This is a genomic window from Nocardia sp. NPDC059691, from assembly GCF_042733915.1.
In the GTDB taxonomy this organism is placed as follows: Bacteria; Actinomycetota; Actinomycetes; order Mycobacteriales; family Mycobacteriaceae; genus Nocardia; species Nocardia sichangensis.
This window is the reverse complement of record NZ_JBHWFB010000017.1, coordinates 174,628-189,113: the sequence shown is the minus strand read 5'-3', so window position 1 is coordinate 189,113 and position 14,486 is coordinate 174,628. Positions and strand designations below refer to the sequence as shown.

10 protein-coding genes and 1 pseudogene are annotated in these 14,486 nt (G+C 66.3%); 2 read left to right on the top strand and 9 right to left on the bottom strand.

Annotated elements, in window-relative coordinates:
- Together ACFV2O_RS31700 and ACFV2O_RS31695 are read left to right on the top strand one after the other, a co-directional pair.
- Positions 1–877, top strand: a pseudogene (locus ACFV2O_RS31700) (hypothetical protein); the annotation flags it as partial.
- Positions 878–1,020: 143 nt separating this feature from the next.
- The gene (locus ACFV2O_RS31695) at positions 1,021–3,432 is read left to right on the top strand and encodes a heavy metal translocating P-type ATPase (RefSeq protein ID WP_379255219.1); all 2,412 of its coding nucleotides are present in this window, start codon (positions 1,021–1,023) and stop codon (positions 3,430–3,432) included.
- Positions 3,433–3,591: 159 nt separating this feature from the next.
- Here the strand turns inward: ACFV2O_RS31695 and ACFV2O_RS31690 are convergent, their stop codons facing one another.
- From ACFV2O_RS31690 to ACFV2O_RS31650, 9 genes are all read right to left on the bottom strand, one after another.
- A complete protein-coding gene (locus tag ACFV2O_RS31690; RefSeq protein ID WP_379255216.1) occupies positions 3,592–4,368 on the bottom strand; it encodes a hypothetical protein in 777 nt (258 codons plus the stop codon).
- Between the two features lie 121 nt (positions 4,369–4,489).
- Positions 4,490–6,397, bottom strand: a complete 1,908-nt coding sequence (locus ACFV2O_RS31685; protein ID WP_379255214.1) for a hypothetical protein — start codon at positions 6,395–6,397, stop codon at positions 4,490–4,492.
- A 335-nt stretch (positions 6,398–6,732) separates the two neighbouring features.
- The gene (locus ACFV2O_RS31680; RefSeq protein WP_379255213.1) at positions 6,733–7,857 is read right to left on the bottom strand and encodes a hypothetical protein; all 1,125 of its coding nucleotides are present in this window, start codon (positions 7,855–7,857) and stop codon (positions 6,733–6,735) included.
- Between the two features lie 885 nt (positions 7,858–8,742).
- Positions 8,743–9,234, bottom strand: coding sequence for a hypothetical protein (locus ACFV2O_RS31675; protein WP_379255212.1), 492 nt, complete (start codon positions 9,232–9,234; stop codon positions 8,743–8,745).
- A gap of 564 nt (positions 9,235–9,798) precedes the next feature.
- Positions 9,799–10,557, bottom strand: a complete 759-nt coding sequence (locus ACFV2O_RS31670; protein WP_379255210.1) for a class II glutamine amidotransferase — start codon at positions 10,555–10,557, stop codon at positions 9,799–9,801.
- On the bottom strand, positions 10,545–11,762 hold the full coding sequence (locus ACFV2O_RS31665) for a hypothetical protein (protein WP_379255209.1): 1,218 nt from the start codon (positions 11,760–11,762) through the stop codon (positions 10,545–10,547). Before ACFV2O_RS31665 ends, ACFV2O_RS31670 begins: the two co-directional genes overlap by 13 nt.
- Positions 11,763–11,987: 225 nt before the next feature.
- The gene (locus tag ACFV2O_RS31660) at positions 11,988–13,310 is read right to left on the bottom strand and encodes a hypothetical protein (RefSeq protein ID WP_379255208.1); all 1,323 of its coding nucleotides are present in this window, start codon (positions 13,308–13,310) and stop codon (positions 11,988–11,990) included.
- A 76-nt stretch (positions 13,311–13,386) separates the two neighbouring features.
- The gene (locus tag ACFV2O_RS31655) at positions 13,387–13,686 is read right to left on the bottom strand and encodes a hypothetical protein (RefSeq protein ID WP_379255207.1); all 300 of its coding nucleotides are present in this window, start codon (positions 13,684–13,686) and stop codon (positions 13,387–13,389) included.
- Positions 13,683–14,405: a hypothetical protein gene (locus ACFV2O_RS31650; protein WP_379255205.1), complete on the bottom strand. Its 723-nt coding sequence runs from the start codon at positions 14,403–14,405 to the stop codon at positions 13,683–13,685. Before ACFV2O_RS31650 ends, ACFV2O_RS31655 begins: the two co-directional genes overlap by 4 nt.
- Positions 14,406–14,486 lie beyond the last annotated feature (81 nt).

The window sequence follows — 14,486 nt, the reverse complement described above, 5'->3', positions numbered from 1 at the left end:
GCTCCTCGCTGTCGCCGCCACCACCGCGGCACTGCTGACCGCCACCGTATGGCTCGCCGGACGCCGAGACCTCGGCGCAGGGCTGCTGCCCGCCCATGACACCGCACCTGCTCATGTCCGCTTGCTGACCGGCCCGCTCGGGCTGGCGGTGCGCCTCGAGAGCGTGAGCGCCCTCGGCTGGGCCGGCGGGTTGGCGCTCGGTGGTTTCCTGGTCGGTCTGATCGCCCGGGGCTCCGCCGATATCTGGGCCAACCAAACCGGCGGCCTGTTCGTCGCCCTCATCGGCGCCAGGGGCGGAGCAATCTTCCTCGGCATCTGTTTCCTGATCATGGCTCTGCTGGTCGCCATGGCCGCCGCCGGGCACGCCGCCGCCACCCGTGAACAGGAAGCCGACGGCTACCTCGACCACCTGCTCGCCCGACCGGTCGACCGGCGCAGCTGGCTGGCCGGGCGCGTCGCCGCATCGGCCCTCACCCTCACCGCACTCGGCATCATCGCCGGACTCACCACCTGGGCCGGAACACTCCTCACAGGCGGAGCACAGTCGGTTTCCACCCTGCTGGCCGCCGGTATCAATCTGATCCCCGTCGGCATCCTCGTCCTCGGCATCGGAACACTCACCCACGCGATCGCGCCCCGCCTCACCACCACCGTCTCCTACGGCGTGGTCGCCTGGTCGTTCCTGCTTGAGGTCATCGGCGCCAGCCTAGGACTCAGCCCCTGGCTGCTGGACCTGTCCATCCTGCACCACCTCACCCGAGCCCCCGCCGAACCGGTCAACTGGACCACAGCCGTGGTCCTCACCACCCTTGGAGCTGCCACAGCAGGCGTCGGGATCCTCGCCTTCGCCCGGCGTGACATCGACACCACCGCATGAGTGCTCACCACAGCACACGGGTCTTCCCGGCCGCAGACGGTGGGCGGTTTCCCCTGAAGCAGGTGACCTCAGCCCCTGGCGTCATATACCCCCGTGGGGTATATAGTGGGTGTGTTCGAGTGCCGCAAGACAGGAGTGGTGGGATGGTCGACGAAGCCGGGCGAAGTACCGCGGTTCTCGACGTGCGTGGGCTGTGGTGGGCGAGTCAGCAGAACACCGTGACATCGGTGCTCGGGCGGCGGCCCGGGGTGGTGTCGGTGGCGGCGAATCCGGTCGCGCAGACCGCCACCGTGGTCTTCGACGCGTCCCGCACCTCGGTGGCCGAGCTGCGGGACTGGGTCCGCGATTGCGGGTTCCATTGCGCCGGTCAGTCGGTGCCCGCGCATATCTGCGATCCCATGACCGAACCGGATCCACCGACTGTCGCGGCCACAACGGGTGACCATGCCGGACGCACCCGCATCGATCATGTTGCGGCAAAGCCCGAGGGCATCGACCGTGACGGTGCGCACCAGCACGCGCAGATCGCACACGACCACGCCGCAATGGGACACGCCGGTCATGCGGGGATGTCGATGGCAGCGATGGCCACCGAGATGCGCAACCGGTTCGTGGTGGCGGCGGTGTTCTCGCTGCTGGTGATGGCATGGTCGCCGATGGCCACCGACATGTTCGGGCTGCATCTGCCGACCCCGTTGGGGGTGCGGCAAGACATCTGGGCACTGGTGCTGAGCCTGCCGGTGATCTTCTATTCCTCGACGATCTTCTTCACCGGCGCCGTGCAGGCGTTGCGGGCGCGCACACTGGACATGATGGTGCTCGTCGCTGTCGGTATCGGCACGGGCTGGCTGTATTCGCTGGCGATCACGCTGACCGGCGGCGGTGAGGTGTTCTACGAAGCGTCGACCATGCTGGCCACGTTCGTGCTGCTGGGGCACTGGTTCGAGATGCGGGCCCGCGGCGGCGCCAACGACGCCATCCGCACCCTGCTGGATCTCGCGCCGCCGAAGGCGGTGGTGATCCGCGACGGGCGAGAGGTCGAGATCCCCACCGCAGAGGTCGTGGTCGGGGATGTGCTGTTAGTGCGGCCCGGCGCGAAGATCGCCGTCGACGGCGTGGTCACCGACGGTGACAGCGAGGTCGACGAGTCGATGGTCACCGGCGAGAGCCTGCCGGTGCACAAGCAATTCGGCTCGCCGGTGATCGGTGCCACCATCAACGCCAACGGCACCCTGCGGGTGCACGCCACCAAGGTCGGTGCCGACACAGCACTGGCGCAGATCGTGAATCTGGTTCAACAGGCCCAGAACTCGAAGGCACCCGGGCAGAAGCTGGCCGACCGGGCCGCGTTCTGGCTGGTGCTGGTCGCCCTTGTCGGCGGCGGGCTCACCCTGGCGGTGTGGTTGCTGGCGGGTGCGAGCTTCGCGAAAGCGATGCTGTTCGCGATCACCGTGGTCGTGATCACCTGCCCCGACGCGCTGGGTCTGGCGACACCGACCGCGATCATGGTCGGCACCGGGCTCGGCGCGAAACGCGGTGTGCTGTTCAAGAACGCGATGGCCCTGGAGTCCTCGGCCCGGGTGCAGATAGTGGTTATGGACAAGACCGGCACCCTCACCAAGGGCGAGCCGGAGGTCACCGACATCGTCACCGACGACAACACCGGCGCCGACACCGAGTTGCTCGCTCTGCTCGCGGCGGTCGAACGCGAGTCCGAACACCCCCTGGCCGAAGCGATCGTCCGCTACGCCGAAGCACACGGCGCCGGCGTCGCGGTCGCGGAGCGGTTCGAGAACGTACCCGGTCACGGGGCGATCGGCGTGGTGGATGAGCGTCGGGTCGTGGTCGGCAACCGGCGATTGTTCGAACGGGAGAATATCGAACTGGGCGAACTGGCCGCGGCCCGGGACCGGCTGGCCGGCAGCGGGCACACCGCCGTGCTGGCCGCCGTCGACGACAAGGCGGCCGCGGTGATCGCCATCGCCGACGCACCGCGGGAAACCTCGGCCGCCGCGGTGCGGGAACTGCACGACCTCGGTCTCGAGGTGGTTATGCTCACCGGCGACAACCAAGCCACCGCCGACCGCATCGCCGCTGGGCTGGGCATCGACACCGTGATCGCGGAAGTGCTACCCGGCGACAAGGCCGCCCGGATCACAGAACTTCAGGCCGGCGGCCGTAAGGTCGCCATGGTCGGCGACGGCGTCAACGACGCCCCCGCATTGGCACAGGCCGATCTGGGCATCGCGATCGGCGCCGGTACCGACGTGGCCATCGAAACCGCGGACCTGGTGCTGATGCGATCCGATCCGCTGGACGTGCCCACCGCGCTGCGCATCGGACGCGGCACCCTGCGCAAAATGCACCAGAACCTGGCCTGGGCCGTCGGCTACAACACCATCGCCCTGCCCATCGCGGCAGGAGCGTTCGAACCCATCATCGGGCTCACCCTGCGCCCGGAAATCGCCGCGATGTCGATGTCCGGCTCCAGCATCATCGTCGCGGTCAACGCGCTGGCACTCAAACGACTCCGACTGCCCGACTACCCCAAGTGACACCGAAGCCGCTGTCAACCTGCGATCCTTCCGGGGAGACCGCAATGCCGGGTGGGCTCGAGCCGAGCTGCTTCGTGGCTCGGGCCAATCCGAATGGCGGGTGTTGATAGCCCGGGTGCCGGGCCCGGCCGTTCGACAACCGTGACTTTCGCGGGACGGCTACGCGAGGGCGGGCGTTCTCGGTGGCGAGTTCGACAGCAGGCGTCGCGAGCGAGAGCCGCCCCCCGGCGCAGTAGTGCGGTTAACACGGCAGTTGGTGCAATGGCTGTGTGTGCACTGTGGCAGTGGTGGTGCGTAACGGGCTGCATAAGACCAGCTCATCGAGTCCGCCGAGGTAAGTAGATGACCGAAACGCAGCAGTCCGGCGATTTTGACGCCGAATCCGTGCAGCCGGATTCCGGGGACCGCCTGGCAGACTGCTGCGATGATATCGGCGGCCTGCGCGCTGCCTTGGCGGCGGCATACCGACCCGACACCGACGATCGGCTCGGCGGCCAAGTCGATGCCGGCATCGTGGAACATCGCCACGGCGCGCCGATAGTCGGTGGGAGTCCAGCCTTGCAGGACCGGAGCGATCGGCAATTCCGGTGCCAGACAGCGAAGTTCGAGCAGGTTGGCCACTGTGCGTTGCTGGTGCTCGAGTACGGAAGCGCCTGTTCCGGCGAACCGGAGCCCTCCTTGGCCGACCCCACCGAAGCGGACTATCGGCTCACACGGCCAGTCCTGCTGGGCTATCCACGCCAAGCGCCCGATTTGGCGAGAGTAGCGGCGTGCACGCGAGACGTACTCGGCGGGGGTGGGACCGTGGGCCCAGCCGCCGTGCAGCTGCAATTCGCTGAACGCGCCGCTGTCGAGCGCCCATGTCTCCGTGGTGGCCGGTCGCAGGCGGCGGTAACGGCGCAGTTGACGGTCGGAGACGAACAACGGCACCTTCACACGCCACAGCCAGCCGGGTCGGTGACTACCCAGATGGAAGACCGGCCCCGGCTGCGCGGCCACGATGGCGGGTGCCGGGAGGGGCAGGGACCCCGGTAGGGGTTCCTGCCCCCTGCGCGTGTCAAGCGGCGTCGGGCAGGGCGTGATCGGGCACCGCGAGATCGTCGTCGGTTTCGGTGGCCTCCTCGATGTCGGCGGAATCATCGGCGGGATGCGAAGTGTCGGATTCGTCGGGATCGGCGTCCTCACCGAATTGTTCGTCCGCAGGATCCTGGTCTTCCCCGGCGGTGGCGGTGGCGGAGGGTGTGGTGATTCCGCCGAGGACCTGCGCGATGGTGAGCTCTCCGGTCAGGACACGCTCGACCGGTGCCATCAAGTAGCCGAGGGAGGAAGTCAGGAACCCCATGTAGTCGCCCATCAGTGAGTTCACCCGCCGCCAGTAATCGGGGTGGTCATTGGTGGGTTGCAGGGATGCCTCCATCGCCGCGACCACGCGCAGCAGGGTGCGCAGCGCACCATGGTTGTCGCGGGCTTTCATCCCGGAACTGGACGGGCTGTTGGGCACCTTGGCCCCGAGCTCGCGGGCCTTGTCGGAAGCGTGGAAGGCGGTGAGTGTGTGCGGATGCTGCAGCACTCGACCGATCAGTTCCCAGCTGCCGGCGGGGATGGTCTTCTGCCCGTTGAACAGGTTCGTCACCAGGAACTCGCGGCGTACCTTGGTGGCTGCGCGGGCATACCGGTTGAGGATCGTCGCCTGGGCGCGCTTGGCGGCGGCCTCGTCGGCCAGCCGCTGCAGCCGCTCGGCCTCAGCGCGCTCCCGCGCCAGGCGCGCCTCGCGCTGGTCGGGGTCTTCGGCGATGACTGCGACGTCGTGCTCATCGGTTTCCGGCTGCGCGTCGTCGAAGTCGGTGCGGTGCAGACCGGCCGCTTCGAGGTCGGTGCAGTAGTAGGCGGGCTCGAACTCGGCGAGCACGGTGACCTCGGAGATGTGGAATTTGCCCGGGTCGGGGTCGTCGTCGGGGAATTGCTCGGTGCGTTCGTCGATCAGATCGACCGGGATCCGCTCCTGAGTGTCCTCGACGATCGCCTGCTGGACCAGCACCACGCCGAGGTGCTCGATGGGCACGCTGTCGGGGGTCGGGGTGTTGCCGTCGGCGTCGATCAGGTTCTCGAGCAGGACCATGCCGTCGGGCAATGGCTGTTCGAGCACCATGAACCCGGCAGTGGTGAAGCTGGTGACGGCGTCGCTGTAGGCGGCGGCGAGGCGTTCCTCGGCTTCGATGTCGGCGCGTTCCTCGAGCATCTGCGCGAGCACGTGCTCGAACTGGCCGTCGGCGGCCGCGGCGATCAGTTCGTCGATCGCGTCGGGATCATCGCCGAAGTGCTCAGCCGCCGCGGCGGCCTGCACCAGATTCAGGTCACTGTCATGGAGTGCCTGCGTCGCCGTCTGCGAGCGGGTCACCTTCTTGACCGAGCGAACCTCTTCACTGGTGATCCCCACCAGCTTTCGGCGCGTCTCGGTGAGGTTGAAGCCCAGTTCGAGCATCTGGGCCACGGCGTCGGCCCGGTCGATCTCACTTTGGGTGTAGCGGTGGGCGCCGCTGTTGAACTGCAACGCGATCCGCTCAGCTTCGATATCGAGCTGCTCGGCACTGGTATCCAGCGGGTAGACCGCGCACTTGGCCATATGCGAGGTATCGCGCAGCAGCACGACTCGATGCCAGCCATCCCACACCGCGAATCCGTCGCCCTCGGTTCGGACTACTACCAGCGGGATGAAATTGCCGTGCTCGCGAATGGAAGCCGCGACCTCGGGGTCGATCGGCTTGAGCGGCCGGTTGCGGGCGGACTCGAGTTTGGCTGGATCCAGCCACAGCAATTCACCGGCCACCTGACCGTGGGCGGGCCGCTCGCGCTGCGCCGCCTCGGGAGGGGCGTCGACGCGTACGTTCTCGCCGATGTCGATCGCGGTGTCGGTGAGATCGGCGTCCGGTTCGCCGGTGGTGGTGTCGGTGGCGAAGGTGGTCATCGTTCCTCATTTCTTCCATTCGGATCATCAGATGGGGTGTGCGACGGATTCGCCGCATGAGCGGACGGTCGCGACTGGAGCGGGCCGTGCGCGGTCTATGGGTATGGCCTCAGTGCAGCCAGAGGTTCACGGGCAGTGCGGGATGGCCACGCGGATGCGTCGAGCGCTTTACGCTGCGAGTGATTTCGTCAACTACCTCATCACTGTCGCCGATATCTCGACTGAGCGCAGCACCGACGGGCAGGCGAGAGTTGATGGTGCTGGAAGCGCCGAGGAGGACAGGAAGGCCGAGGGCGCAGCAGCGACCCGCGGCCTGATCCGTTAACTGCTGCGGCTCAACGGGTTCGCTTGTCGCGCCGTCGGCGGCGACGGCGGCTCGCGGTGGGGACGAGGGTGGAGAGGGTGGTGTCGAGTCCGAGTTGGTCCTTATGAATCCAGTACGGGAGCACGAATACGGTGCGTGGCACCGTTCGACCTGCCTTGGTCCACACGACCTTGAAATGGCAGGCGCGCTGACGCGGAGGGTGGGTTCGGCCGGTGCCGATGCCCGCAGCTGTGGGCGAGTGCTGATCTACTTCCGCAGCGCGCAGCCGCCGTAGCCGCCTACCCAGGCGCCAGCCGACAGGAACAAATACGGAGTCTTTGCGTTTGCGACCGGCCTTGCCGGATCGGCCGCCGCGGTTGCGCGGCGCATCCTCGTCGGCGCGCGGATCCTCTATGTCAGCGTCTTTGCTACACAGGTAGAGCAGGCTGCCCAGGACCGGCCGCAGGATCTGCTCGAGACAGGCACGCACCGAACGTTGGCTCGCGCCGGCCGCGGTGAAGGCATCGAGCGCGTAGTTGGCGACAGTGTTGTCGATGTATTCGGATATGACCAGGCGATCGGCGCGCAACGACAGCAGGAAACGGTTCACTTCTGGTCCGTGTCCACTGCCGTCGAGGGTGTCGAGCACGGGCATGACGCCCAGGTAGTCGGGGTCGTCGTGGGTGCTGAGGATGCACGCGTCGTTGCCGTGCATGTCGGTCAAGCCGTAGAGAAAGAACCCGAGAAGGCGTGCGGGGCGGTCATCGGCGGTGCGGCACGGAATCGGAGCCGCGAACACGATGAGGGGGTCGCGGTAGCGAAGTTGACGCAGGATCTCCGTGGGCATCGCTTCGGCTGTCGCCCGTGCGCATTCCTCGACAAGTGTCGGGTCCATAAGACAGGCGACCTGCGATTCACGTCGCCACCGCATTCCGACCGCCGAGGTCTGAACGATATGGCTGCGCTCCGCATCCGGCAGTTGAAGCCGGCTGGGCAACGGGGCCTCTCGCCACGGACGCCCGGCGGCCATGTGTGACACTGCGGGGAAATCGCCGCACTGTTCGGCAGCGAATCGCATAACTCGAACGACATCTTCGATCGCAGTCACCACAGCAGACGCCGAGGACAAGGTCGTCGATTGGCTGTCGTCGGTCACGGGAGGTCCCTTTCAGAAGTCGAAAGCCTGCTGGCAACCGCGGTCGAGTTGCTTCTACGGCAGCACTGCCAGGAGCGGACTAAGTCAGCGGCAGTGCAGAAATCGCCCTGATGGCGCTGGTGGTGATGAGCTGTTTGGCACGAAGAGTGGCTGCCACGACAATTCGCGTCCTGTGAGGACGGTTGCGGTCAGGGTTCGGGTCGCGCGGGAACAGGAACGGCCGAGGATGAGGCGCGCGATGCGGCGGCGCAGCGAGAGGTTGGCGTCGGTGAGCATCGCTTCGGCCTGATCGGCGAGGGTGAGTTCGGCCGCGGCGGCCGCTACGGCGTCGCCCGGGTCGCCTGTGGCACGCCACTGCCGCGCTAATCCTTGATTCGGTGATGGCTGCCGCCAGTGCGACTGCGTCACTCCCAGTTCGGGTCATGTGTTGCGGTCGGTAGCCGCCGGTGTGGCTGGACTTGCGCGGCCGGGCGCGCGACAATCCGGCTGTGGTGTGGTGAGTTCCGCGATCCTCGTCGAGGACGGCTTGTGTGCCGTCGACGGTCGCGCTGGCCGCGACCGAGGTCGCGATCTCGGTGACGATCTCGAGGTGGTCAGGCAGGTCGTGTCGCCAGACGATCTCACAGGCGAGGCGCAGGAACGTCAGTCCCTGCCACATCGCGCGGGTCTCGCAGTCCCGTTCGGAGATGTCGTTGGATGATTACGGGCACACCTCGCACCATCGCCATGAGCAGCTCGGGTCCGGCACCGGTGATGATATCGGGCCATCGCTGTTGTTCACATGAGGTGGACTGGGTCCGGCGGACCGGAGGTCGCTGGCGGCGACCGTATCGAGGTGTTTGCGCAGCAGCCCGCGCGAGAGGTTCGCGAAGTGCAGTGGGTCGGTCATGTCGTGTTTGTTCTATCGGCGTCATCACCGCGGTCAGGGGCGTACTGCTGGGCAAATCGCAGCGCGCGGGCCAGGACGACGTCGAGGTGGGCGGTGACCGCGTCCAATAGCGTGAATATCCGCTGCGCGCCGTCGTGCTGTCCTGTGAGATCGGCGAGGTCCTCGAGGGTGCTGATGCCAGTGTCGGCGATCTCGAACCGGCCATCGATCACCATCGACAGCGTCAATTCGCCGTTGTAGGTAAGGAACCCGCTTTCGTCGCAGCTGAACGCGGCCAAGACAAACAGTGGCACGTTCTTTTCGATATCCAGTCGCCACAGGCTGTTTTCCATGCCTGAAGCGGTCTCGATGAGGTCGCGCACGAGGGCGAGGCCGTTGTCGTCCTCGGTGGATCGCCATCGCTGGAGCCGTGTGGCGATCGCGCTCATAGGGCCGCTGTTGTACAAGTCAGCGGCGACACGGTCGCGGTCGTAGAAGAGTCGGGGCATCAGCATTGTCCTCGAAACTGCTGTAGTGATCATGAAATCGAAGTCGGTCGGCACACGCCCGCTGCAGAAACGCTGAGGAGATGTGTCTTGGGCTGTCAGCCCTCTGTTCAGCTGCAGACGTGAATAGCCACAGGGTGAACAGGACAGGCGACAGCGGGATCAGCCGGAGCGTCCCCCGCCCAGAGCGCCACCGGACTGCCGCCGGTGATGCCGGGTGCGTCGAGGTCGGACAAGCCCACATTTCCCGGCTATTCGGCGTCGTTCCGGGTGAGCAGCCGGCGCCGAGCACGTCGGTGCGGTCGAGAGATCCCGCGCAGCCAACCCCCGCAGATCCAGCGGGGAAATCGGCCGCAGCATGCTGTCCGATGGTGGGCCGGGCGGCGGCTTCCTCGACTGCGAGGGTGCGCATCAGCTCGCGCACGACCGGCGCGGCGGTCAGCGTCGTCGCGGTCGCGTAGCCGGATGAGGATCGTGGCCAGATCCGGGTAGTAGGGCACGGCTGGATCCGCCGATTCGAGCTGGGATGGCAGCCGATGGTCGGCAATCAGACCCAGATGTGCGTGGTCAGGCGGTTTCGAGTTCGATGAGGTCGGCGTAGCGGTCCGTGCCGTCGAACGCGGCGCAGTCGCAGCGGGGGAACGGGCGCAGGCATTCGGCGCAGAACCCGCAGGCGGTGCAGTGCGGGCCAAGCTGGTTGGGGTCGAGTTCCCCACAGTGCAGGCAGCTGTCCCAGTCCGCGGCGGCGCTGTACCGCCACGTGTGTGATTGGTAAGTGTGGTTGGAGTACCAGCTCCCGCTATCCCAGTGGCCGTAGTGTTCGTTGAAGATGTAGGCGGAATGCTTGTAGGTGGGGTCGACGGTCAAGATCACCATCTTGTCGCCGCCGAGCCACCGCTCCAGCCGCTTCCGGCCCCACGCGGAGTCCAGTGACCCGAACGGGCGGGTCGGCAGGAAGTCCTCGGCGGTGATGCGGGTGTCGCTACGCTGATCGCCGCTGGTCGGATGGACGTTGTCGGGCAGGATCCCGTTGTGCGCGAGCACGGTTCGCTCGTCACCGCCGACGAGGAAGGGATGACAGTTGTCCACCGTGAGGTGGCCGTGGGTGGCCAGCCGGGAATGGAACAACGCCGCCCCCTCGGGATGACGCTCCCGCACGGTGGCGAACTCGGTGATCACCTCCTCGGCGTCCATGCCGCGGCCGACGGTGATGCCGGTGTCGGTGAGCACGGCGTAACCGTGGCCGTGCGGGTTGGCCAACGCCCCAGAGGTCAGGGCGTCGAGGTCGGGACTGATACCGGGTTTGACGAATGTCAGGATGCACACGCGAGGGCCTCCATTTCGGCCAGCAGCGGGGAGTAGTCGGGTCGCGAACGCACCCAGGTGGTGAAGGCGGTCCATTCCCAGCCGCGTCGGCGCGCGATATCGGCCGCCGACAGGCCGCGGGTGTATTCGACCGATGCCGCGGCGAAGGCGAGGGCGGCTTGGACCTGCTGGGGGTGCAGGGAGCTGGCGAAGACCCGTAACTCGAAGGTGTGTTCTGGGTACACATTGATGGCCTGGTAGCGGCCGTATCCGGCTTGGCCTCCCTTGGCGTAGTCCTGCGCGTTGGAACGCTGCTGTGGTGAAAACTCAGCCCACTCCGAGTCCCGTCGTCGCGCCAGCGTGGTGACGGAGTGTTCGTTGCGGTAGACGAACTTCAGCCAGCGGTAGGCGTGGGCGGGGGAGGAGAATCCGGCGCGGGAGAGGTGGACGTGGATGCCGACGCCGTCGTCGGTGTAGCGGCCCAGCAACCGCAGCCGGCCCAGTAGCTGCCACGGAAAATGTTGCAGTGCGTACTGATACGACATGGGGTGGGTGACGAGTTCGAACCCGCAGGTAATCGAGCCGTCAGTCTTCAGATACGCCAGGTCCCCGACATGGGTGACTGTGGTGTCGACCGCGTTGTGATAGTCGCGGTTGCGGGGGGTTTTGATCTCCAGTTCCATCCCCAGGAACAGCGGACCGTCACCGTGAAACTGCGGCACGGGGGTGTAGTACGACGAGCGGACGGCGGGATGGGTGGGATAGGTGTCGGCGCAGCTGTCGCAGTAGGTGGTGTCGAGTGGGACGAGGGTGAAGCAGTCGGAGCATTCGTGGTAGTTCTTGTCTTCGCACCGCTCGCACACCCGGTTGTCGCCGTCGACGGGGAGGAGGTCGGTGGCGAGTTCGCCGCAGTCGTTGCAGGTCTCGTATCCGGAGGCACATTCGGCGCAGACGTCTGCTGCGGCACCGATCACGGTGCGGATGTCGCGGGTGTAGATGGCGCAGTCTCCGCACCGATCCCAGTCGGTCAGGCATGCGAGGCACAGCAGAGTGTCATCGACGGTGCGCGCCAGGGTGTCGGCGCGGGCTTCGGTGGTGCACCGGTCACAGCGCGACAGCCCGTCCGCGCAGTCCCGAGCGCCGTCGACGGTGATGGTCAGCTCCTCGCTGCGAACGGGGCTGGACCGTTGCTCGCACAATGGGTCGGCCACAGTGGAGGCGGGCATGACGATTAGAGGTCCCTTCGAGTGGAATGGAAAAGCACCAGTCCGCGCTCCGGGGAGTACAGGGCACTGGCGTGGTTCTTGGAGGTGACGGATCGGTGGCTCGTGTCGCGCCGCTTACTCACGGAGCGGTGGCCCGCCGATGGCCCGGGATCGACGCGACGGCGCACGTGTGGTCGCAGCTGGGCGTGAGGGAGCCGATGTACACCCGCGGTTCGCGGGGGCTGACTATGCGCGAGCCGATTCGGAAACTGCGGGTGGCGAGCTGGACTGCTTCACGAGCTGATGCAGGTGGTCGCCAGCGGCCATGTCCAGTTCACGCAGTGGGTCTGATGCGTGTGCCATCCAGTGGTTCTCGAATCCCCGCTGTTGTTTCTCCGTCACGAGCGCTGGGATGGCGACGAAGAAGCACTCCACCTGCGGGTAGGTCGTCGACTGTGGTGGGCGCTGCGCCAGCCACAGGCGGGTGTGGTGTCGGGCGTCGGTGACGGCCGGAATCTCGAGAGACTCGGCCAGGTGCTCGAGTATCTGCTGGGTGTGTTCGGGTGTGCCCCGCAGTGCGATGTCGACCGATCGCCAGGCGGTGGCGGGCGCGAAGTAGACCCGCCGAAGCCGATACAGCGCCCAGGGGCTGTGGAGGATCTCGTTCTCGGCGAGTTCGAGGATCGTGTTCGCACCGGCGGCGCGGAGTCGTCCGGTCAATGTGTCCTGCGGTCCGAACAGCCCGGATTTCTCGTTGAGTGCGAGAGTGACGTATTCGTCGACGACATGTCGAGATGATTGTTCGGGTTCGGCCAGTAGCCGCCCGAGGTGGTCTGGCCATTCGCGTTTCGATACGAAGCAGCATTCGCGGCACAGCGATTTGGGCCACCACACGCCGAATATTTCGTGAAGGTATTCCCGGCAGTCTTGCCGTGTCCATCCGGCCTCGTGGACGGGATAGATCATCTGACGGTTCCCGCCCAAATCGAGGACGGCCTCTCGTGCTATCCTGTTTTCTTCCTCGACGTTATAGCCGATCGCGTGAAGATAGGGGCGTGCCCCGAGTTCACGGTCACGCCAGGTATCCATCGGCCAGCCTTTGAATTTCAACGTGCATTTACGTTTTCCGCTGCGCTGCGGCTGGACGGCATTCGCGCGGTTCTCGTCACTGAGGGCGTAGAAGCCATGCTTCTTCGCGTCGGAATGCAGGCGCACCGGCTGGCGGGTGTCTTGCAGGACGACGATTCCGTCTTCATTACGCGGCCCCGCCCGAGCGACCTCGACAGTGCGAATGTTGTGGGCGCGCAACAATGGCAGCATGTGACGTTCGACCAAGGTGGCGAGTGAGGAGAATTCGTCACCCGTCTGTGCTATCACGATGATGAGGTTCGACAGATCCGGTAGCAGGCTCGGATGCCGGAATAAGGGGTCGAGAATTGTGCGGACGATCCCGCCGGTGGAGTCGGCACCCATTCCGTAGGACCAAACCAGCAGCATGGGCTTGTTATCGGCACCGCTGCCGAAAGTGGTCAAGGCCGTGATGTCGAAGAGTCCGTCGAGATCGGTCATCTTCCATCCCGAGGGTGTGGGCAGAATAAAGAGGGCGCCTTCGGCGAAGAGGAAAGCGCGGAGCGCGAAAGAAGTTTCAGGTGCGAGGTGGCTCGGAGTTCGGTCGCGGTTCGATGACGATGTCCAGGTCGGCGCGGCCGATGGCGACGTCTGCACCACCTCCGGCGTGTTTGACGGGGACCTCGACGTAGCAGGCGCGGCACACGACACCGCTGTCGGAGTTGTCCGAGCCTTTTCCGTAGGCGTAGCAACAGGAGGTCAGTGTCACGAGGGCGCCGCTGCCGTCGTCGACGACGACACAGTGTTGTGCGTCGAGGCCGACGATCGTGTTGATGCGATCGGCGAAGTGGGAGGGTAGGGGCAGTGTCGTTTTCACCGGGGAGGCTTCTTTCTCGGCGGGGATTGGGGCGGCAGGCTGCGGAAGACACTGTGGTGTACCGGGTCCGGGGGTCGGGTCAACGCTGCGATGGCCTGGGTGTAGGCGGTGGCGAAACAGGCGTCCACGGCGTTGGCGACTGTGTGGCCGGTGTCGTGTTCGTAGATGCTGATCGACCAGTGCCCAGGACTCGCTCCGGTTTCGCTGCCGGCCAAGAAGCCGTCACCGTTGGTGGCGAGCAACTGGTGCGCGTCCTCGAGGCAGGCCGCCACTCCGGTGACTGCGGAACCGTCGACGGCCCAGGCGATGGACGGTGTGTGCCCGCGGGCACGCAGGAACTCGATCTCGGTGGCGTAGAGCTGAGTCAGTTCCCGCTCGTAGTCCGCGCGGGTGGGCCGAACGCGGGCACGGCTGCGAAAGTAGTCGAGCAACGCGCACAGGGCATTGCGCGCGTCGTCGGGGTAGCGGTGCGGGTCGGTGTCCTCACGCAGGATGCCGGCCGCGTCGAGCAGCCACTGGGTGTCCTCGATCAGGCGGGTGGTGTGAGCGACGTCGATGCCCGCGCCCCAGTGCTGTAGAAAGCTGTCCTGCTGGGCGTATGCCGCTGCCACGGTGCGGGATTCGGCCTCGTTGAGGGCGTGGTCTCCGTCTCGGCAAGCGGTGAGAATGCGGGCGAGTTCGGGATCGACAACGTCGATTGCGTCGGAAGGGTCTGTCATGGCGGGGGCCTCGAGGGTTTCTGTCGTCGCGGATTTCGGCTGGCACCGGGCAGCGGCGCACGCAGGCGGGTCCGGTGACCG

Excerpts from the sequence above, each read along its gene's own strand:
- ACFV2O_RS31695 (WP_379255219.1), top strand. The coding sequence starts at position 1,021 with ATGGTCGACGAAGCCGGGCGAAGTACCGCGGTTCTCGACGTGCGTGGG.
- ACFV2O_RS31685 (WP_379255214.1), bottom strand. The coding sequence starts at position 6,397 with ATGACCACCTTCGCCACCGACACCACCACCGGCGAACCGGACGCCGAT.
- ACFV2O_RS31675 (WP_379255212.1), bottom strand. The coding sequence starts at position 9,234 with ATGCCCCGACTCTTCTACGACCGCGACCGTGTCGCCGCTGACTTGTAC.
- ACFV2O_RS31665 (WP_379255209.1), bottom strand. The coding sequence starts at position 11,762 with ATGCCCGCCTCCACTGTGGCCGACCCATTGTGCGAGCAACGGTCCAGC.
- ACFV2O_RS31660 (WP_379255208.1), bottom strand. The coding sequence starts at position 13,310 with ATGACCGATCTCGACGGACTCTTCGACATCACGGCCTTGACCACTTTC.
- ACFV2O_RS31650 (WP_379255205.1), bottom strand. The coding sequence starts at position 14,405 with ATGACAGACCCTTCCGACGCAATCGACGTTGTCGATCCCGAACTCGCC.